Here is a 21,937-nt window from a genome sequence, read left to right on the forward strand (position 1 = left end):
CTTGTTAACAAATAAAGCCCGCACAAGCGGGCTAAGGGGGTTAAAAAAACTGGATCTGGTAATACTTCTAGAGTCCGAATAAAGCCCTAACAATACCTATGAGACCACCTAGAGGATTGATAACCAACCCTGCGGTGTCGCCAGCCTTGGCTCCACCAGAACGGTAAACTACCACAACATCATTATTACGGAGTATGGGGTTTGTGTCTTCATTAATTCCTGCTTTAAAATCTACCTTGACTTGACGTTTGGTTACAGAACCGTCGGGATTCAAGCGAACCAAATCTACAGCTTTACTACTAGCTCTTGCGTCATTAAATCCACCTGCTGACAGTAACGCTTGGTTTAAGGTGCTGTTGGGCTGAAGGTCTATTTGTCCCGGTTTTTTCACTTCACCGACAACACCCACTTGTATGCGTGTGGGAGATAAAGTTGTTGTCGCTAATTGTGTTGCTTCTGCCCGGTTGATTTCAGTTGCTGTTGGGATAACAACTGTGTCTCCGTCTTGTACAATGATGTCCTGATTGATATCGCCGCTCTGCAACAGTTGCCACAGGTTAACATTTATAGATTGTTCTGTTCCAGTTCTTGTGGGTCGGCGGATGATGACATTACGAACATCAGCTTGTGGTGTAATTCCTCCAGCTTGCTGAATTGCTCGTGTCAGTGTTGGTAGACCTGTAATACTAGGTGCATTGGTTTGAGCGTTGCTACCACCTTCTGTAGCACCTTGAGTGACTAGATATGACCCAGGACGATAAACTTCACCAATGATTGCTACTGTACGGGGTCTTGTGGGATCGGCAGCAAAACTAGATGCGGCTAAATTACGTGCATTTGCTAAGTCTAGAGTTCTTGCAGTGGGTACGTAAATGGTATCGCCATCCCGTAAGGTAATATCTTGAGGTAACCTTCCGGTGCGTCTGAGTTCATCCAAATTGAGACTGGTGACTTGCTCTGGTCCTCTTCCGAGTTTGCGCCGCAATTCTACTCTACTTACATCGGCACTCAAGGTTACACCCTGAGCGGTGGTGAGTGCAGCGAGTACTGTTGGGTATTGTACCCCAGGATTGTCTCCCGCGCCTCCTGACAAGCTGAGAGTATAAGCTCCCGGACGCGTGACTTCTCCAGCCACAAAGACGTTAATGGGACGAGGTGATAATAGGTTAACTGAAATAATAGGACGTTTTAGATAGCGAGAGTATCTCTGAGCAATTAAGTCAGCAGATTGTTCTGTTGTTAATCCCAGAACGTTGACACTACCAATCAAAGGTAAGTTAACTGCTCCACCGGGTGGAACTTGGTACTCGCCTGAGTATTCGGGAACTTCAAATACACTCACTCTAATGCGATCGCCGCCTCCTAGCGTGTAGTTTGTGTCTACCTGTGTCGTTCTTGACGCAGGCTGCCTTTGCGCTAAACTAACGTTTGGAATCGCGATACTTACAGATGTTAATAACACCACACCCATAACTGGATGGGCGAGCAATTTCACCACACTCGTATTATGCATTGCTTACCTGAGACTACTATACAATTACATACTGTCTAAACATTTTTAGCCTGATTGACCCTTTTTACGTATTCTAGTTCCCTGATGTTCACACATTCTTCAATTAAATTATCCTTCCGGAAGGGAATTATTTAATATATTTAAATTTTCTTTAAAATTCACTTAAAGCTCAACTTCATCCAATGTAAATTTCGCGTAAATATATGTGGCACTGATGTCATTGGGGAGGGGCATTTTTACAAGCACGATAAGTATAAAAAGTAAAAACAGGTAGCAAAGCGTATTAAGTGAGAAAGCCCTTATCGATAAAAAATTTCTGTTAGCTGTTTACTAATTTTTGAGGTTTTGAATTTGTTGCACAAAAAACTTTTCTAAAGATGGACGTGATAAATTCATGGCTATTAATTGCCCGCCCATCAAACGAAGGCTCGCCAAAAAATCATAATAATCTCCATTGAGTTCCCCTTGCCACGAGCCATCTGGTTGGAATTCCAAATTACTGACCCATTTTTCGATAATTTCCCAGTCTCCACCATGTCCTTTCACAGAATATACGTCAGTTGTTCCTAAAAGTTCATTGAGAGACCCAGAACAAATCAGTTCACCTTGGGCAAGAATGGCAACGCGATCGCAAATTTGTTCCACTTCGCTAAGAACATGACTGTTGAAAAAAATTGTTTTACCTGCCCCTTTCAGCGATAGGATAATCTCTCTCATTTGGTAGCGTCCCACAGGGTCAAGCCCTGACATTGGTTCATCCAAGAATACCAGTTCCGGATCGTTGATGAGTGCTTGTGCCATCCCGACACGTTGTAACATTCCTTTTGAATAACGTCGCAGGAGTTTTTTGCGGGCATCAGATTGAGGCAAACCCACCAATTCAAGTAATTGAGGAATGCGTTGGCGTTGAACTTTTTTAGGAATTTGAAATAGCCCAGCGACTAGCTGTAAAAATTCCCAACCCGTGAGATAGTCATACAAATAAGGATTTTCTGGTAAATAACCGATGCGTTCTTTAACACCACGGTCTCCAATTGGCTTGCCCAAAAGCAGTCCCCGTCCTGATGTTGGACGGATAATTCCCAGTAACAATTTCAACAGTGTTGTTTTACCAGCACCATTTGGTCCTAACAGCCCAAAAGTTTCTCCCTTGTAAACTTTTAAAGAACAATTTTTGAGGGAGACGACTTTTTGATTCATAAAAAAGCCAGTGCGATAAACCTTTCGCAACTCAGAGGTTAGAACAACTGGCGGACTGTCACGTGTATTCAGTTCAGAATTTGGGGCGTCTGCAACAGACTTCATCTTTTGCTTCGGGCAACAACAATACGGTTTAATCTATAGGTTACCCAGTTGACTCTCAATAATAACATTGACCAGTGACCAGTGACCAGTGACCAGTGACCAGAAAGAGGTATTGAATATTCATCATTTCCCCAATACCCAATTCCCAATACCCAATCCCCCAAGTTAGGGGTCAGAGCCATTTGCCAATGACCAATCTCTAATGGTAAATACACAATTAGGTAAATTGACACCAATCAAGGTAACCAACCAATTGACTGGTCACTGGTCACTGGTCACTGGTCACTGTTCTTTATCCTTACATGCCCATGATTTCATACCCTGCATCGACGTACAGAACTTGCCCGGTAATTCCGCTAGACAAGTCGCTACATAAAAAAGCGGCTGCATTGCCTACTTCCAGTTGAGTAACAGTGCGTTTTAAAGGCGCAACTTTCTCTACATGGTGAATCATGTCCAGAATACCTCCTACCGCACTAGAGGCGAGGGTACGAATAGGACCGGCGGATATGGCGTTTACCCGAATATTGGCAGAACCCATTTCAGCCGCAAGGTAGCGCACGCAAGCTTCCAACCCTGCTTTGGCAACTCCCATGACATTGTAGTTGGGAATTGCTCGTACACCACCCAGGTAAGAGAGAGTGACAATACTTCCTCCCTCAGTCATCAAAGGTTTAGCGATCCCTGCTAGCTGTACTAGAGAGTAAGTACTCACTTCCATTGCCAGATTAAAGCCAGAACGAGAGGTGTTACTGAAGTCTCCAGTCAGGTCATCTTTACTGGCAAACGCTAGACAATGGATGAGGATATCTAGCTTCCCCCACTTTTGCTGGATTTCTTCAAAGGTTGACTTAACCTGCTCGTCATTTTGGACATCACAAGGAAGAAACAAGCTGGGGTTGAGGGGTTCTACCAGTTCTGCAACTTTCTTTTCCATTTTGCCTTTTTCATCTGGTAAGTAAGTAATCCCCAGATTTGCTCCTGCTTTATGCAGTTGTTGGGCGATCCCCCAGGCAATGGATCGGTTGTTTGCAATTCCTGTTACAATAGCTTTTTTTCCTGTCAGGTCAAGCATATTAATTCTTAATGTGAACTTTCATGCTTGAGCATACTAGAATCTGACGCTAGTTGTCTGGAGTTTTGAGCAGTATTAGTAATTATCATGATCCGGGTACCTGTTAGCTACCAGAAAATTGTTACTGAAAGCTTCGGGAAATCTCAATATATCTTCGGGTTTTTTCTAAAAAACTGTTTTACAAAAACTTTTGTAATTAACTATTAAAAAGTACTAGATCTAAACAGGAAAAATTATGTATCATGAGGAACAATTAACTATGAGCACCAGAGGATAAGTATAGGAAAGAACAAAAAGGTTGACAATGTGTTCTTGATTTTTCGGGTGTATTCTTAGGGAATTAGTTTTAATTTTTCCGGCATTGGGTAGGGGAAGGGAGATGATGACACAAGATAAGGCCCTAGCAAACGTTTTTCGTCAGATGGCAACAGGAGCTTTTCCTCCTGTTGTGGAGACGTTTGAACGAAATAAAACCATCTTTTTCCCTGGCGATCCTGCCGAACGAGTGTATTTCTTATTGAAAGGAGCCGTTAAACTCTCCAGGGTGTACGAGGCAGGAGAAGAAATAACCGTAGCACTACTTCGGGAAAATAGTGTTTTTGGCGTTTTGTCCTTGCTAACAGGAAACAAATCAGATAGGTTTTACCATGCAGTTGCTTTTACACCTGTTGAACTACTGTCAGCTCCAATTGAACAGGTGGAGCAAGCACTCAAGGAAAACCCAGAATTGTCGATGTTAATGCTGCGCGGACTGTCTTCGCGAATTTTACAAACAGAGATGATGATTGAAACCCTTGCTCACCGAGATATGGGTTCGCGATTGGTGAGTTTTTTATTAATTCTCTGTCGTGATTTTGGCGTTCCTTGTGCCGATGGAATCACAATTGATTTGAAGCTATCTCATCAAGCAATAGCGGAAGCAATTGGTTCGACTCGCGTTACCGTAACCAGGCTACTAGGTGACCTGCGCGAGAAAAAGATGATTTCCATTCATAAGAAAAAGATTACTGTCCACAAGCCCGTTACTTTAAGTCGGCAATTCACCTAAAAGAGTTCTGAGTGTTGAGTCAATTCGTTAGAAGCAACTCTGTAGCTATGCTTAAAGCTCTCTTAAAAACTCAACACTCTCCTCTAATTTCTCCACAGATGATGGCTGGAAGTAGTAGGCTGTATCTGGAAGGATTTCGTCGGTAGCTTAAAGATGACCACCGGGTACATCCTAATATTGGCAATATTAATTTTGGGAGGCGCGATCGCCACAGTGGGAGACCGTATCGGTACCCGAGTTGGCAAGGCGCGACTCTCACTTTTCAATCTGCGTCCTAAAAATACAGCAGTACTGGTTACTATTCTTACAGGAACTTTAGTCTCGGCATCAACTCTGGCAATTTTGTTTGCTGCTGACGAAGGGTTGCGCAAAGGAGTGTTTGAGTTAGAGGATATACAAAAAGACCTTCGTCGCAAGCGCGAAAGTCTTGAATCCACAACTCAACAACTGGATGTCACGCGGAAAGAACTAGAGCAAGCTAGAAAAGAACAACAAGAGAAAGAAGAACGTTTGCAAAAAACCAATGAGTCATTAAAGGAGGCAAATGCCAAACAACAAGCAACGCAAAACCAACTGAATCGCACGACAGAACAACTCAGCCGCACTCTCAGTCAACAAGCTCAAATTCAAGCTCAACTCCAAAATACGGAAACTCAACTGGATCAAGTCGTTGCACGCTACAAACAAACCGTAGCTGAACTGCGAAACGTTGATGTTGAGAAAAAAAAGCTGTTGGCAGAAGTAGAAAAACTTAAGATAGGGCGGCAAAAATTGTTTGCCGAGGCAAAAAGAGCGATCGCCCAAGCTCAAGAAGCTATTGAAAAGCGCGATCGCGAACTGGCTAACCGACAGGAGGTTATTCAACAGCGAGACAAAAAAATTAATGACCTAGATCGGCTCATTCAAGAACGCAACCAAGCCATTGCGGAACGAGAAAAAGTCATTGCTCAAAGAGAGTTTCGCCTCAAAGACCTGGAAACACAACAGAATGAACTAGAACAGGAAGTTGCAAGGCTGGAAAAATTCTACCAGTCCTATCGCGAACTGCGTTTGGGAAAACTTGCCTTAGTTCGAGGTCAAGTTCTCGCCTCTGGAGTTGTTCGGATTGAACAACCACCAGCTGCGCGTCAGGCGATCGTTCAACTGTTACAAGAAGCCAATCGAACTGCTAACCTCAGACTCACTGAACCCGGTACAAACACAGAAAATTCACAGATATTATTTGTTACTAAAGAGCAAATTGAGCAACTCAGCCAGCAAATTAAAGATGGTCGAGAATATGTAGTACGAGTGTTTAGCGCTGGTAACTACGTTAGAGGAGAAAATGGTATTCAATTTTTTGCCGATGCCACGCTTAATCAAAAAGTCTTTACAGGAGGTGAGGTATTAGCTGCCACAACAGCCGATCCCCAAAAAATGACAGCCTATCAATTAAGGCAGCGACTAGAATTATTAATTTCGGCTTCGCAATTTCGCGCCCGTAATGCTGGAATATTAGACAGTATTCAAATAGATAGTACATTTTACCGCTTTATTACCCAATTGAGGCAGTATAATTTGCCATTAGATATTAAAGCTGTTGCAGCAGAGGACACGTTCACGGCAGGACCACTCAAAGTAAAACTGATAGCAATTCAGAACGGGCAAGTTGTTTTTAGTACTTAAATCAACACATGACCAATGACTATTCCTGAATTTTCACCAACGCAACCAGTCATTTTGGGCTTCGATCCAGGTCGAGATAAGTGTGGTTTAGCTGTTATGGGCGTAGATAGGCAAATTTACTATCACGAAGTTGTCCCCTCCGATGGTGCGATCGCTGCTATTTTATCGCTGCGACAAAAGTATCCCATTTCCTTATTGGTTATGGGAGACCAAACAACAGCTAAGCGTTGGAAACAACAACTTTATCAAGAATTAACAGATTCATTAAACATTATCTTAATAGATGAGAGATACACCACTTTAGAAGCACGCGATCGCTATTGGCTAATGTACCCTCCTAGAGGATTGACAAGATTGCTACCCCGTGGTATGAGACAACCCCCTAGACCAATAGATGACATTGTTGCCATCCTGCTGATTGAAAGATACTTAAATCGGCTGACGAAATGATGGATGATGAATTGAAGGTTCACAAATTCATCATTCATCATTCATCATTCATCATTTACAATTCTGCTCGAATCGTGAAAGCATAGTCTCCGCCCGGTTCGAGTTGGTAGTCTCGTTGCTCTAAAAAGCGACCCAACGGTTCTTTAATTAAAGCACGTCCCTGAGAAGGCTTGACAGCAAGTTCCCCGCGATGGAAATGCCATTGGAACTGCCACTCAAAATTGCCTGCTCTGACTTCACCTTCGAGATAGCCTTGTTGCCAGGATTGACGGATAATCCTGACATGGGCAGTGGTTTCTGGTAAACGCTTGGCACTCACGACGCTTAATTGTCAAGTTTTACAGTAAAACTAACTTCTTATAGCTTTACATTAACTCAGCATAAGTAAGTCAGCACGATTAAAGTTAACTAGTCAGGATCGTCGTTCACAATTTCTACTGCAAAAAATAAATTATCTCCGGAATGTGGAACGGGTTATCCTTGCCCGTCTTGTATGAGTAGCACCGCAGTTGATTCAACGCGGGAACCCCCTTCTCCTATCGAGGTACGTTTGGGCGCAGGGCAATGCGCCCAAACATGGTTTACTTCATACAGATGAAAACTGCTATACAATTTTTTATAAATAATTTGTGATTTTTTTATATAGTATCCATTTGTCAACTGATTGTCATCATCTCTACACACCATTTTCATATGACTGTGTTATCTCTTTAATAGATAATTATTGTTAATCAGTAAAATGACAAATAATAAATCAAAAATGATTTTAAAATAAGTTATTTAAAAAAAAATTCTGCTCGGTCTTAGACAAACAAGACAGTTGAATGAAAAAATAAGTAGCTGTCCTGAGGATAGGATGACTAATTTTTTATTTGTATTCAAAGTAATTTAAATTTGTTTTCAACAAAAAGTTTTCCATACAAAAACTTTACAATATTAAGTAATATTTGAAGACAAATTTAACCAATTATGAATAATAATAACCTTGTAAACTTAGCAAAATTTCAAACAAAGTTCAGTTAAGGCAATTTTGGTTTGAGATAAATCACTACGCCTCAAACTGAAACTTAATTGCTCACAATAAAAAACCCAGGTTTAAGTGCTAGTCAACTTAGACAATTTTCACAATGACATAAAATCCTTTTGCTGAAGAGATACTATTGCGGTATTTTTTCTAATACATTGGCTATGAGATAAGGGAGACATCCCTTATGTAAAATGACCATGACTTTCGTATGCTTAGCTATAATTCGCTTCATTTTGCATGAAATAAATTTTGCCTCAAAAACACTACGCTAACCAAATTGAGGAATGGAGTCACAATGCAACTCTACACACCTGTTGAGATAGAACGCTTTCAACAAGACCTTCCCTATTTAATTGAGATCCAACAGTGGATTAAAAATTTTTTGACAAAACCTCACCCAAATTTAGGTAGATCGGGTCCTGTATGCCCTTATGTACCTCATGCGCTCAAGACAAATAGTATCCAACTAGGAGTTATCCGTGCTCAAAATTTGCAGTTACAGGAAATTGAAGAACTAGTTTTAAGCTATAAAGATATTTTTCTAAAAATAGAGCCACGGAACAAAGAAACTGAGCTGACCAACACTATTCTCTTAATTTTTCCTGACATTAAGCTAAACGATACCTCTCGTCTGATTGATAGCGTGCAACAAAAGCTCAAGGAATTTTTTGTAGATGCAGGGTTGATGTTAGGGGAATTTCACAAGCGCAATTATAGCCCCGGTTTGCACAATTCCAATTTTTATCCCCTTCAAAGTCCCATTCCCATTTTAGCTATTCGCTTTATGGTTGAATCAGATTTACCTTTTCTTGTAACCACTAATAATTTAGAACTCCGCGTTAAGTATCTCACATCTTATTTGAGACATTTTGAAAAGGAAAATCAAGACAGTGAAAACGTCAAGAATGCTCGTCACACTTTGAAATTGACACAAGAGCAAATTCAAAACAAAAAACTCTTGAATTTATGTGGCGATCGCTATTAAAAATCTTTGGATTAAAAGATAAGTCAAGAGATTTTTGGCTCACTTCCCAAGCGGGTAAAAATTTTTTTTCCTAGAAATTGCGTAATTCTTGTTATTAGCTGCATCCCCATGACCAACACCAGAAAAAATTTATCTGTTTATGACAATTCCTTAACAATAGAAAAAAATTGTCAAGTGCAACAGCATAACCAGCAGACTGAAATAGATAACTCCTTAGAGTTATGCATTCATCAAATGTTTGAGGCTCAAGTAGAGCGATCGCCTGACGCTGTTGCTGTTGTATTTGAAAACAAACAACTCACTTACCGACAGTTAAATCAGCAAGCCAATCAACTGGCATATCACCTGCGTGCATTGGGTGTAGAAAAAGAAGTTTTAGTTGGGATTTGTGTAGAGCGTTCTTTAGAGATGGTAGTAGGGCTGTTAGGAATTCTGAAAGCAGGAGGGGCTTATGTACCACTCGATCCCGCATATCCTCAAGAACGTTTAGCCTTCATCATGGAGGACACTCAGACACCAGTGCTCCTAACCCAAAAGCACTTGGTTCACAACTTACCTACTTGTAAAGCACAAATTGTTTGTTTGGATGGCGATCGCGAACAAATAGCCCAGAACAGCCAAGACAATCTTGTTTGCAAAACAACAGGCGATAATCTGATTTACGTCATTTATACCTCCGGTTCCACGGGTCAACCCAAAGGCGTGATGATCCCTCATCGTGGAATATGCAACCAACTTTACTGGAGGCAAACAAGTTTTGGATTAACTCAAGCAGATAAAGTCTTACAAACGATTTCTTTTAGCTTTGATCCCTCTGTATGGCAAATATTTTGGTGTTTGTCATTTGGAGGACAGTTAATCTTGCCTCATCCGGGCGGGCATCAAGACACTGCGTATTTAGTTAAGACTGTTATTGACAAACAAATCACCATTCTCGCCCTAGTGCCTTCTATACTCCGCGTGTTACTAGAAGAAGAGGGAATTGAGAACTGTAAAAGCCTTCGGCACATAACTTGTGGTGGAGAAGCCTTACCTATTGAATTGGTAGAACGGTTTTTTACTTGCTTGAATTTGGAGAATGTTCTGCATAACTGCTACGGTCCTACTGAAGCTTCTATTGATACAACCTTCTGGACTTGTCAGCGCGGAACTCATGGCATTTTTGCCCCTATTGGTCGCCCAATCAGTCATGCAGAAATTTACGTACTAGATGAAAACTTGCAACCCGTACCTGTTGGCGAACCGGGTGAATTGCATATTGGTGGTGTAGGATTGGCGCGGGGTTATTTCAACCGTCCCGAACTAACAGATGAGAAATTTATTCCCAACCCTTTTAACAAAGCAACAGTAAAAAATTCTTTTGGGTTGCCTTGTTTGGACCGACTCTATAAAACAGGGGATTTGGTGCGTTATTTACCTGATGGAAATATTGAGTTTCTGGGTCGTATCGACCATCAGGTTAAGATTCGGGGCTTCCGTATTGAATTAGGAGAAATTGAAGCCAAACTTGGCACGCATCCAGCCGTGCAACAAACTTTAGTTATGGCGCGAGAAGACGTTCCAGGTGACAAACAATTGGTGGCTTATGTTGTGGTAGATCCCGAACAAAACTCCACACAACGCCCCAGTCATACTGAGTTGCGTCTTTTTTTGCAGGATAAGTTGCCTCACTACGTGATACCTGCCAGCTTTGTCTTTTTAGATACCATGCCATTAAACCCTAATGGTAAAGTAAACCGCCATGCCTTACCCGCACCAGATAAAGGAAGTTACAGCAAAAACAACTTTGTGGAACCTCTCACCCCGATTGAGCGGGTTTTGTCAGCCATTTGGGCGGAAGTTTTGGGTTTGGAAGTCATAGGTATTCATGACAACTTTTTTGAATTGGGGGGACATTCACTGCTAGCAACGCAAGTGATGTCTCGCATACGTCGGGCTTTGGGTGTAGAAATTAAGGTAAAGTTACTGTTTGAGACACCAACGATTGCGAATTTAGCAAATGCGATCGCAGTTCAAAACCAAGGAACCGGGTCCTGTGAAGATCGAGTCATTCCCCGGTTAGCCAATCGACGATCAGCTCCCCTATCTTTTGCCCAACAGAGAGTTTGGTTTTTGGAGCAGTTGGAGCCAAACAGCCCGACTTACATCATCTCTCAAGCATTGCGCTTGCAGGGGACATTGGATGTAAGTGTATTGCAGCAGTCTTTAGATGCAATTGTTGCTCATCATGAAGCACTCCGAACAAATTTTATTGTCTCGGTTGATGGTAGCCCCATACAAGTTTTTCAGGAACCTCGCTCTATGGAACTGAAGGTCATTGACTTCACACAGGAGCAAAAAAGCGAAATCAACTCTCAAGTGCTAGATTATCTCAATCAAGAAGCACAACGCCCTTTCAACTTATCATCTGATTTGATGCTGCGAGCCGCTTTATGTCGCGTAGACCATCAAGAACACGTACTTTTGCTGGTCATGCATCATATTGCTTCTGATGGCTGGTCAATGGGTATCTTATGGGAGCAGTTGGCAACAGTGTATGAAGCTTTCTCGAACAAATTGCCAAATCCCTTGCCAAAACTGCCCATCCAGTATGCTGACTTTGCGGTTTGGCAGCACCAATGGCTATCGGGTCAAGTTCTTAACCAGCAGTTAGACTACTGGAAAGCTCAGCTAGCAGGTGCAAATACCGTACTGGAATTGCCTAGTGATAAACCGCGTCCTCCGGTGCAAACTTACCGAGGCGCAATGCAATCTTTGATACTACCTCAAATACTAGCAACATCGTTGACAGCGCGATCGCAACAGGAAGGCGTGACCCTGTTTATGACTTTGCTAGCAGCATTTGGGACACTTTTGCACCGTTATACCGGACAAGAAGATATCCTAATTGGCTCTCCTATCGCAGGTCGCGATCGGGCTGAAATTGAAGATTTGATTGGATTTTTTATCAACACCGTAGTTTTGCGGATTAACTGTTCCGGGAATCCCAGTTTTTCTACCCTACTGAATCGCGTTCGTCAGATGGCATTGGAAGCATATACCCATCAAGATATGCCTTTTGAGAAATTAGTGCAAGAACTACAGCCAGAAAGAGATACCAGCCGCAACCCACTGTTTCAAGTGTGGTTTAATATGCTGAATTTAAAGGATATTAAACTGGAATTGCCCGGTTTGGTTGTAGAACCCATACATATGCCAGAAGCAGCTTCTAAGTTTGATTTAACCTTATATGTGACGGAACAACAGCAAGGAATCAAACTGGAATTAGTTTACAACGCCGATCTGTTTGAACCAGAGCGGATAGTGGAAATGCTGACTCAATTCCATCATTTGCTTGTTCAGATTGGGGAAACTCCACAACAGAATATCTCTTGTTTATCACTGGTTACTCCCAAAGCCGAATTACTTTTACCAAATCCTCAGCGATCGCTTGACCTACACTCAGAAATAGCTGTTCATACTAAATTTTCTCAACAAGTTCAAAGAGTACCACAAAACCTGGCAGTTGTAGATGCACGAGTTGCTTGGACTTACGCCGAACTCGAAGAACTGAGCAATCAATTGGCTCACTACTTGCTAGCAAATAATATCCAATCTCAAGACGTAGTTGCCATATATGGACAAAGAAATGCCTTGTTAGTTGTGGCAATTCTGGGTGTTCTAAAAGCGGGTGGCGCGTTCGTCATTCTCGATCCGGCTTATCCTGCTTCTCGCTTAATTGATTGTCTCGAAATAGTTCAACCTCGTGCTTGGTTACAAATTGCTTCAGATTCTCCAGTTCTTGAGTGTATGGATATGGCGGTTCTTTCTTGGGTGCAAGATCTAAAAAAGTTCTGGAACCGCAGACGGACGCAGATGGACGCAGATGAAGCTGTATTTTATTCGGGTTTCTGCTGTTTGGAAATTTCTTATGACTCAATCTTGGGCGCGTTACAAAGTTATTCTAAGAGTGACCCGCAAGTGATAGTGGAACCGGATGATTTGGCTTATGTTGCTTTTACCTCTGGTTCTACAGGTAAACCTAAGGGTGTTAAAGGTAGCCACAGACCTTTATCTCATTTTGTGCTATGGCATCAAAAGACTTTTGGTTTGTGCGAGTCAGATAAATTTAGTATGCTTTCTGGTTTATCTCATGACCCTTTGTTAAGAGATATTTTCACACCCTTGTCATTAGGTGCAACTTTATGCGTTCCCCAACAAGAGGAAGTTGAGACATTGGGTCAGCTAGCTGATTGGATGCGAGTTATGAGAATTAGTGTGGCTCATCTCACACCATCAATGGCACATCTACTGACAGTAAAAACCGCAAGTCAAACCATAGACTTACGTTATGTATTTTTTGCAGGTGATGTCCTTACGCAACAAGATGTCACAAAAATTCGTCGTTTTGCCCCCCAAGTAAATTGTGTCAATTTTTACGGAGCTACAGAAACACCCCAAGCTATGGGTTACTTTGTTGTGTCTGAAGATTGTGGTGTTGGTAGTGTTAAAGAAACAATCCCTTTGGGTCGAGGGATTGAGGATGTACAGTTACTTGTTTTAACTCATACGTTACAGTTAGCTGGGATTGGCGAGCTAGGAGAGATTTACATTCGCACCCCTTACTTATCTTCTGGTTATATTGGCAGCGATGCCTTAACTCAAGAACGTTTTATTGTCAATCCATTTACCAAGATTTCTACCGACCGACTGTATAAAACGGGAGACTTGGGACGATACCTACCTAACGGTAACATTGAGTTTTGCGATCGCATTGACAATCAAGTCAAGATTCGTGGCTTCCGGATGGAGTTGGGAGAAATTGAAGTTGTTTTGAGTCAATATGCTTCTGTCCAAGAAGTTGTCGTTCTTCTCCGAGAGGATATTCTCGGTGACAAGCAGTTAGTAGCGTATGTCGTCCTCAAGGAAAAACAAATTTCCACAGCCAACGAACTGCGGCAATTTCTGACTGAAAAGCTTCCTAGATATATGATTCCAGCTTGTTTTGTGATGTTAGAGGCACTACCCCTAACTCCTAATGGTAAAGTAGACCGCGCTGCCCTTCCAGCACCTGAGGTAGAAAAGAAAACCTTTGTTGCTCCCCGCAACGAGTTAGAACGTGAGTTGGTAGAGATGTGGGAACAAGTCTTAGGTATCCAGCCCATTGGTGTGAGAGATAACTTCTTTGAGCTTGGAGGACATTCCTTATTAGCAGTAAAGCTATTCGCGCAGATTGAGCAAAAATTTACCCAAAAACTTCTTCTTGCTACTCTTTTTCAATCGGGTACAGTGGAAGCCATTGCCAAAATACTTTCTCAGTATAAAGAAGAAGAATTAGTCCGGTGGTCGTGCTTAGTACCAATTCAACCTGAAGGTTCTAAACCACCGTTGTTTTGCATTCATCCTCTTGGTGGAGAGATTTTGTGTTACTATTCCTTAGCACAGCATCTCGGTTTAGATCGACCGTTTTATGGAATACAACCACAAGGAATAGATGGAAAACTGCCTTTCTTAAGAAAAATAGAAGACATGGCAGCACTTTATATTAGAGAAATTCAGTCTATTCAACCTCAAGGTCCCTATTTTCTGAGTGGCTATTCTTTGGGAGGTATTATTGCTTACGAGATGGCGCAACAGCTTTACTTACAAGGTGAGCAGATTGGTATGCTTGCTATGCTTGATACCTGTCTTCCTGGGTATAGCAATAGGTTACCATTCTTTAAACGAATGTTGGTGCATTTTAGTAACTTGTTAGAACAGGGACCTGCTTACTTGTGGCAAAAGTTTGGTGGCTTGACGGAATGGACTCAACATAATATCACAAATAAGTATTTAGAATATTTGAGGATTTCCAAATCTTTTCCGGAAAATGATTTGCATGTAGCACTGATGGATGCTAGCGTGCAAGCTGTCAAAGAATATACTTTTAAGAGATACTCCGGTCCAATGACTCTTTTGCGAACTTCTGACAAATATCGAGACAAGGAAAAAGGAGTCGGTATGCAATACGATCCGCAATTTGGTTGGGGTGATGTAGTGATGGGAGAAATAGATGTTCATCTTGTTCCCGGTTCTCATCTCACCTTGTTTGAGGAACCTCATGTGAAGGTGCTAGCGGTAAAATTGAAGAATTGTCTGGAAGGTCGGATACCATTTATTTAATGATTTTCCCCACGGTTTACACTCCGTTGTTGCGCCGTGAAGCGACCCTTTTACGTCCTTCGGCTTTGATATGCTCAATATCGAGCGGAGTTCCCTCGCACGAGGCGAGGGAATCGAGTCCTTTTTGTACCTCCCGACGAAGTTCCTCAAGACGGAGCACGCGCAAATCCTCTCGTTCCTTGAGGAGGCGAAGTCCCTCGCGAATGACCTCGCTTTGCGATTGGTAGAGTCCGGAGTCGATAAGTTCAGCGACGAATTTATCCAGAGTTTCGCCAAGATGTACGTTCATGGTGCGGCACCTTTGAGGTAATGAGTCTCTGTGGCCGATTCTGCCATTATTAACAATAGTTGTCAATTTTAGTTACTCCCTTTCCGCCCAAAGATTACCTATTTAAATGAACCGCAAAGACGCAAAGAGCAAGGGAGTAAGAGGAAAAGCAGATCGGTAATCTTATAGCGAGAAGGGAGTAATCACTGTTGCGCTTTTAATTTGCATAACACAACGGGCGAGGACGCCCGTCCCACAAGAGTTAGGATAAAAACATAATCCAAAATCCTTTAATCCAAAATCCTTTAATCCAAAATCCAAAATATTATTTAGCCCGCGCAAGCGGGCTTTGTTCGCATAATTCCTGGCTTCTAGCTTGAGGGGGTTAAATTCTTTCCTGTGAGATTTTAGATTTTTTGCGATAAATTTAAAATCTAAAATCTTGTCACAGATTACCGATTGACTGCGGCTGCTTCTCGCGCTGCAACTGCTTGATCTGGGTGAATTCCCAATCGGGTGAGATTAATCCTACCTTTATTGTCAATCTCCCGGACTTTGACAATCACTTCATCACCAACGGCAACCTCATCTTCAACTTTGCCAACGCGATAGTCAGCTAGTTGGGAAATGTGAATCATACCTTCTTTACCAGGTAAAAATTCCACAAACGCACCAATTGGTATAATACGTGTCACGCGACCTGCGTAAACATCACCTTCGTTGAGCTTTCTTGTCATACCTTGGATAATGTTACGTGCTCTTTTCGCCTTGTTTTCATCAATGGCGGAAATTGTGACCGTACCATCATCTTCGATATCAATTTTTGCTCCTGTTTCTTCAGTAATGCCCTTAATTGTCTTACCTCCGGGTCCAATGACCAGACCAATCATATCCGGATCGATCCGAATAGTCATGAGACGTGGCGCAAAAGGTGACATTTCATCACGGGGTTTATCAATTGTCTGGAGCATTTTATCCAGAATGTGTAACCGTGCTGCTTTTGCTTGGTGGACAGCTTGGGCAATAATATCTAAGGACAAACCGGAGATTTTCATGTCCATTTGTAAGGCAGTAATCCCGCTATCTGTCCCAGCGACTTTAAAGTCCATGTCGCCCAAAAAGTCTTCGATTCCTTGAATATCGGTTAGGACTCGAACTTCGTCGCCTTCCTTAATCAAACCCATTGCTGCACCACTGACAGGTTTAGAAATGGGGACACCAGCATCCATTAATGCGAGTGTGGAACCGCATACCGAACCCATTGAGGTAGAACCATTGGAAGAAAGCACTTCCGAAACGACCCGAATCACGTAAGGAAATTGTTCTTTTGGTGGTAGGACTGGTAACAAGGCTCTTTCTGCAAGTACTCCATGACCGATTTCCCGACGACCGGGCGCACGCATGGGTTTGGTTTCCCCTACGGAGAACGGTGGGAAGTTATAATGGTGCATGTAGCGCTTTTGTTGGTCTTGTTGCAAGTCATCGTTGAGGTATTGCATATCTCCCGGTGTACCGAGAGTACAAGCAGACAATACCTGAGTCAGCCCCCGGTTAAACAGACCGCTTCCATGGACTCTCTTGGGCAAAAGATCTACCAGACAAGATACCGGACGTACTTCATCTAGCTTGCGCCCATCAACGCGAACGTTGTCTTCGATAATTTGACGGCGCATGAACTTTTTGGTCAAGTCCTTAAAGTTATTGTCAACCGCCTTATTTACTTTTGCGGCAATGCGAATGGAGTCTTCCTCAGGTAATTCGGCGATCGCAGTTTCAATGGTAGCCTTAACTTCATCCAAAGCTGCATCGCGCTGTGTTTTATCCAAATCAAATTGTGACAGGATTTTCTTAATATCTTCGGTTGCCCGTTCGCGGATAAAGTTCTCTAAGGTTGAGTCTACCTCTGGTGGTTCTTGTGTTGTGAGTTCCAGCTCAATTTCCGCAATCAAGTCTTGTTGTGCCTTGATGAGGTCTTGTACTGCTTCATAACCAAACTCAATTGCCTCAACAATGTCCCTTTCTGGCAATTGATTTGCTCCTGCTTCCACCATGATGACACCATCTGGTGACCCAGCTACAATCAAGTCCAAGTCTCCAGCTTCTATTTCCGCATAAGTGGGGTTAATGATAAAATCATCACCCACTAATCCGACCCGGACTGCTGCCATTGGTCCGTTAAATGGTATTTTGGCAATAATTGTAGCGATAGAAGCACCCGTAACTGCCAGCACATCGGGTGGTACTAACTCATCCATTGAAAGAGTCAGTGCAATAATTTGCAAATCGTCACGCAACCAAGACGGGAACAAAGGACGTAAAGGACGGTCAATCAGACGGCTGGTCAGAATTGCTCTTTCTGGCGGACGCCCTTCTCGGCGTAGCATGCCCCCAGGAATTCTACCTGCTGCATACAGTCTTTCTTCATAATCTACCGTTAAGGGGAGGAAATCGATGCCTTCTCTAGCTTCCGAACGTGTAGCTGTCACTAAAACTGCTGTATCGCCAGATTGTATCAACACCGATCCACCAGATTGGGGAGCTAATTGACCCACCTTCAGTCGAATATCCCGTCCGTCAAAGGATATTGACTTTTCAAATTCTCCCATTCAGTTTTTTTTCCTTCTATTTTCGCTATCTCTTCTCTGTGGCAATCCTAACATTTATGCACTATGGCTGGTGTCAGTTGCATACAAAGATAAACAAGTGTAACTATTCCCATTACTGAATGTAAACTCCTCACTCAGCGAGCCGATCTGTGAAAACTTTGGAGTTGTTCGATGTATAATAGAGGCTTGTGTGTACGCAGGATTCCAGCGGTGAAGGGGCTGGTGAGATTTTTGTTGGTAGGGCTTTAGCCCGCAACGATTGAAGTACATTTTACAGGTAATCTTCTGCTGGGAAGGGAGTAAAATAGGTAGGTTGTCACGATTAAAGCCAACTAGTCAGGTCGTCATTAGTTATTTGTTAGGAGCGATCGCTATTTTTACATTTCTTAACAAAAGAGTTTTGATTTCCGTCCACTTAGCTTGAGTATTTATTGATTGAACACTTAAAAAAAATTTTGGTAAAAAAGTAAGCAAATTCAAAAGTTAGTTCGGTAAAAATCTGAGTATTTGTCAAATGGCAATTTTACACGGTAGTTGGGTAATAAAAGATCGAGGTAGCTGTTTATTCATTTGGGGAGAAACTTGGCGGACTCTTGGAACTGATTCTGGTATAAGTTCATCACTTGCAGAAGTACCACAACACCCATTGGCAATGACACCAGTGGAATTATTCGAGTGGTTGCGATCGCGCAACATCACTGTAGAGACACTCAATATAACTTCTCCACAAAATGGGCAGAAAACAACCCAGAATGGACGGACGAAAAAATCCACAGGTACCGCCATCAATTTGCCAACTCTCAGCCAAGTCATTGCTTTACCAACTTATATTCAAAATGACGGTCAGGAGGAAACAGTAGCCATTTCTCCAGCACATTCTGCCACATTAGGTACAGAAAATGACACCCCAAAATATTTACAACCGTGGACAGTGGAAGGTTTCTGTCTTAACCCCGAAGCAGCAATAAAATTTCTGACTTCTCTCCCCCTCAATATAAATGACGAGACAAGTCACTTTTTAGGAGGAGATTTACGTTTTTGGGCGCAAATAGCTCGCTGGAGTTTGGATCTCATTTCTCGCTGTAAGTTTTTGCCTACGCTTCAACAGCAACCCGATAATTCTACAGTTGCTAAATGGCAAGCACTCCTAGACAGCGCTCAAGATGGAACTCGCTTGGAAAAGTTTTCTCAGTTAATGCCACTGGCTTGTCGGATGTATCAACAGGGAGTAGGGAGTAGGGAGTGGGGAGTAGGGAGTGGGGGAACTTCAGTTTATATTGATTTGCCAATTGAACCGCAAGATTTGCTGCTAGATTTTCTTAACAGTACGGTGGATGCCCAAATACGAGGGATGGTAGGTTCTCAAGCGCCTGTGGAAGCCAGGATGATGGCATCGGTTCCACCCACAATTCGACAGTGGTTGCTATCTTTAACGGCTGTCACTAACACAGTTAATGGGGATTCCTTTGGGGTGGAACGACTAGAAGCAGCACTGAAAGCTTGGACTTTACCCCTACAATATCAAGTGGGTACAAAACATCAATTTCGTACCTGTTTTGAACTGCGACCTCCAGAATTAAACCAGCAAGATTGGATTTTAGCTTATTTTCTCCAAGCTGCTGACGATCCCAAGTTTTTGTTAGATGCAGCAACAATTTGGAACCAATCTGTAGAGAAATTGGTTTATCGAAACCGGACTATTGAACAACCACAAGAAACTTTTTTGCGGGGTTTGGGGTTGGCTTCGCGATTGTATTCACCCATTGCATCCAGTTTAGAAACCCCAAATCCTGAATTCTGTCGCCTCAATCCCGTGCAAGCCTATGAGTTTATTAAATCTATGGTGTGGCGTTTTGAGGATGGCGGTTTGGGAGTGGTTTTGCCGAATACGTTAGAAAATCGGGGAAATATCGCAAATCGTTTGGGTTTGAAAGTGACTGCTCAAACACCAAAAAAAACAAAGGAACGCTTGGGTTTGCAGAGTTTATTAAACTTTAAGTGGGAATTGGCAATTGGCGGTCAAACTCTTTCCAAAGCAGAGTTTGACAAACTGGTGGCGTTAAACAGTCCTTTGGTAGAGATTAACGGCGAATGGGTAGAATTGCGATCGCAAGATATCAAAACAGCACAAACCTTTTTTGCCTCTCGTAAAGAACAAATGGCATTGTCTTTAGAAGATGCTTTACGAATCAGTATGGGTGACACTCAGGTGGTTGAAAAACTACCAGTGGTTAGCTTTGAAGCATCGGGGGCATTGCAAGAACTCGTTACGACTTTAACAAATAACAAAGCTGTTGAACCAATCCCTGCACCCGCAAGCTTCCAAGGAAAATTGCGACCTTATCAGGAACGTGGAGTCGCGTGGCTTGCTTTTTTGGAACGTTGGGGCTTGGGCGCTTGTTTGGCGGACGATATGGGGTTAGGTAAGTCTATCGAATTTATTGCCTTTGCTCTTCACCTAAAAGAACAAGAAGCATTGGAAAACCCAACCCTACTCGTTTGCCCAACATCAGTATTAGGCAACTGGGAACGAGAGGTCAAAAAATTTGCTCCCAACCTGAAGGTTTTACAATATCACGGTGACAAGCGACCTAAGGGGAAAGAATTTGCAGAAGTTGCGAAAAAGCACGATTTAATCATCACCAGTTATTCATTGGTTCAACGCGATGTTAAATCTTTGCAAGGAGTTTCTTGGCAAATGCTTGTTTTGGATGAAGCGCAAAATGTGAAAAATGCAGAGGCAAAACAGTCGCAAGCAGTACGGCTGTTAGAAGCAACATTTCGCATTGCTTTAACAGGAACGCCAGTAGAAAATAGATTGCAAGAACTATGGTCGATCTTAGATTTTCTCAATCCTGGATATTTGGGAAACAAACAATTTTTCCAAAGACGCTTTGCTATTCCTATTGAGAAATATGGTGATACTGCTTCATTAACTCAGTTGCGTTCATTAGTGCAGCCTTTTATTCTACGCCGGTTGAAAACAGATCGTGAAATTATTCAAGATTTGCCAGAAAAACAGGAAATGACTATTTTTTGTGGGTTGACAGCCGAACAAGCAAAACTTTATCAAAAAGTGGTGGAAGACTCGCTTGCTGAAATTGACTCCGCAGAAGGTTTGCAACGTCGGGGGATGATTTTAGGTTTGTTAAGCAAGCTCAAACAAATTTGCAATCATCCAGCACACTATTTGAAGCAGGATTCTTTGGTAAAATACCATTCCGGTAAACTTCAACGTTTGGAAGAAATGCTAGAGGTTGCGATCGCAGGAGGCGATCGTGCTCTGATATTTACTCAATTTGCGGAGTGGGGTAAGTTACTTCAACCCTATTTAGAAAAACAACTAAAGAGAGAAACATTGTTTTTATATGGCAGTACCAGTAAAAAACACCGTGAGGAAATGATAGACCGTTTCCAACACGACCCGCAGGGACCACCCGTGATGATTCTCTCCTTAAAAGCTGGAGGAGTAGGATTGAATTTGACAAGAGCCAACCACGTTTTCCACTTTGATAGATGGTGGAATCCAGCAGTGGAAAATCAGGCAACAGATAGAGTCTTTCGGATCGGTCAAACACGCAACGTACAGGTACATAAATTTGTCTGTACTGGGACTCTTGAGGAGAAGATTCACGACATGATTGAAAGTAAAAAACAACTTGCAGAACAAGTTGTAGGTGCAGGAGAAGATTGGCTGACAGAAATGGATACCAACCAACTTCGCAACTTACTAATTCTCGATCGCAATGCCGTGATAGAAGAAGATGAAATGGTTAGTGGTTAGTAGGGGCGCAAGGCCGCCGCGCCCGTACAGTAGTTAGTAGCTGCTAATCACAACCAACAACCAACAACCA

General features: G+C 42.5%; 13 protein-coding genes. 6 read left to right on the plus strand and 7 right to left on the minus strand.

Annotation, left to right across the window (positions count from 1 at the left end; all coding sequences use genetic code 11):
- Positions 1 to 67: 67 nt before the first annotated feature.
- The 4 genes from WA1_RS43360 to fabI all read right to left on the minus strand — a co-directional run bounded on the left by WA1_RS43360 (position 68) and on the right by fabI (position 3,893).
- Positions 68 to 1,513, minus strand: a complete 1,446-nt coding sequence (locus WA1_RS43360; protein WP_026135196.1) for an SLBB domain-containing protein — start codon at positions 1,511 to 1,513, stop codon at positions 68 to 70.
- A 330-nt stretch (positions 1,514 to 1,843) separates the two neighbouring features.
- Complete coding sequence (locus WA1_RS43365; RefSeq protein WP_017748303.1) at positions 1,844 to 2,818, minus strand: ABC transporter ATP-binding protein; 975 nt, start codon at positions 2,816 to 2,818, stop codon at positions 1,844 to 1,846.
- Complete coding sequence (locus WA1_RS57755; protein WP_017748304.1) at positions 2,815 to 3,051, minus strand: hypothetical protein; 237 nt, start codon at positions 3,049 to 3,051, stop codon at positions 2,815 to 2,817. The genes WA1_RS43365 and WA1_RS57755 overlap by 4 nt, the downstream gene beginning before the upstream one ends.
- A gap of 65 nt (positions 3,052 to 3,116) precedes the next feature.
- A complete protein-coding gene (gene fabI, locus WA1_RS43375; protein ID WP_017748305.1) occupies positions 3,117 to 3,893 on the minus strand; it encodes an enoyl-ACP reductase FabI in 777 nt (258 codons plus the stop codon).
- A 379-nt stretch (positions 3,894 to 4,272) separates the two neighbouring features.
- Between fabI and ntcA the strand changes: the two genes are divergently transcribed.
- The 3 genes from ntcA to WA1_RS43390 all read left to right on the plus strand — a co-directional run bounded on the left by ntcA (position 4,273) and on the right by WA1_RS43390 (position 7,056).
- Complete coding sequence (gene ntcA, locus WA1_RS43380; protein WP_033336565.1) at positions 4,273 to 4,941, plus strand: global nitrogen regulator NtcA; 669 nt, start codon at positions 4,273 to 4,275, stop codon at positions 4,939 to 4,941.
- A 153-nt stretch (positions 4,942 to 5,094) separates the two neighbouring features.
- The gene (locus WA1_RS43385; RefSeq protein ID WP_017748307.1) at positions 5,095 to 6,606 is read left to right on the plus strand and encodes a DUF3084 domain-containing protein; all 1,512 of its coding nucleotides are present in this window, start codon (positions 5,095 to 5,097) and stop codon (positions 6,604 to 6,606) included.
- A gap of 15 nt (positions 6,607 to 6,621) precedes the next feature.
- Positions 6,622 to 7,056: a pre-16S rRNA-processing nuclease YqgF gene (locus WA1_RS43390; protein ID WP_017748308.1), complete on the plus strand. Its 435-nt coding sequence runs from the start codon at positions 6,622 to 6,624 to the stop codon at positions 7,054 to 7,056.
- A 55-nt stretch (positions 7,057 to 7,111) separates the two neighbouring features.
- Here the strand turns inward: WA1_RS43390 and WA1_RS43395 are convergent, their stop codons facing one another.
- Positions 7,112 to 7,375, minus strand: coding sequence for a DUF3146 family protein (locus WA1_RS43395; protein WP_017748309.1), 264 nt, complete (start codon positions 7,373 to 7,375; stop codon positions 7,112 to 7,114).
- A 1,003-nt stretch (positions 7,376 to 8,378) separates the two neighbouring features.
- Here WA1_RS43395 and WA1_RS43405 point away from each other — a divergent pair.
- Positions 8,379 to 9,068, plus strand: a complete 690-nt coding sequence (locus WA1_RS43405; RefSeq protein ID WP_017748311.1) for a DUF6875 domain-containing protein — start codon at positions 8,379 to 8,381, stop codon at positions 9,066 to 9,068.
- A gap of 108 nt (positions 9,069 to 9,176) precedes the next feature.
- Entirely contained in the window at positions 9,177 to 15,209 is a 6,033-nt protein-coding gene (locus tag WA1_RS43410) for an amino acid adenylation domain-containing protein (RefSeq protein WP_017748312.1), read from the plus strand.
- Between the two features lie 16 nt (positions 15,210 to 15,225).
- On the opposite strand, the gene WA1_RS43415 is transcribed toward WA1_RS43410, so the two are convergent.
- Complete coding sequence (locus tag WA1_RS43415; RefSeq protein ID WP_272819353.1) at positions 15,226 to 15,564, minus strand: type II toxin-antitoxin system ParD family antitoxin; 339 nt, start codon at positions 15,562 to 15,564, stop codon at positions 15,226 to 15,228.
- A gap of 365 nt (positions 15,565 to 15,929) precedes the next feature.
- A complete protein-coding gene (locus tag WA1_RS43420; protein ID WP_017748314.1) occupies positions 15,930 to 18,083 on the minus strand; it encodes a polyribonucleotide nucleotidyltransferase in 2,154 nt (717 codons plus the stop codon).
- Positions 18,084 to 18,597: 514 nt separating this feature from the next.
- On the opposite strand from WA1_RS43420, the gene WA1_RS43425 reads away from it, so the two are divergent.
- Positions 18,598 to 21,867, plus strand: coding sequence for a DEAD/DEAH box helicase (locus WA1_RS43425; RefSeq protein WP_017748315.1), 3,270 nt, complete (start codon positions 18,598 to 18,600; stop codon positions 21,865 to 21,867).
- The last annotated feature ends 70 nt before the right edge of the window (positions 21,868 to 21,937 follow it).

Origin of the sequence: Scytonema hofmannii PCC 7110, from assembly GCF_000346485.2 — a bacterium.
Taxonomy (GTDB): Bacteria; Cyanobacteriota; Cyanobacteriia; order Cyanobacteriales; family Nostocaceae; genus Scytonema; species Scytonema hofmannii.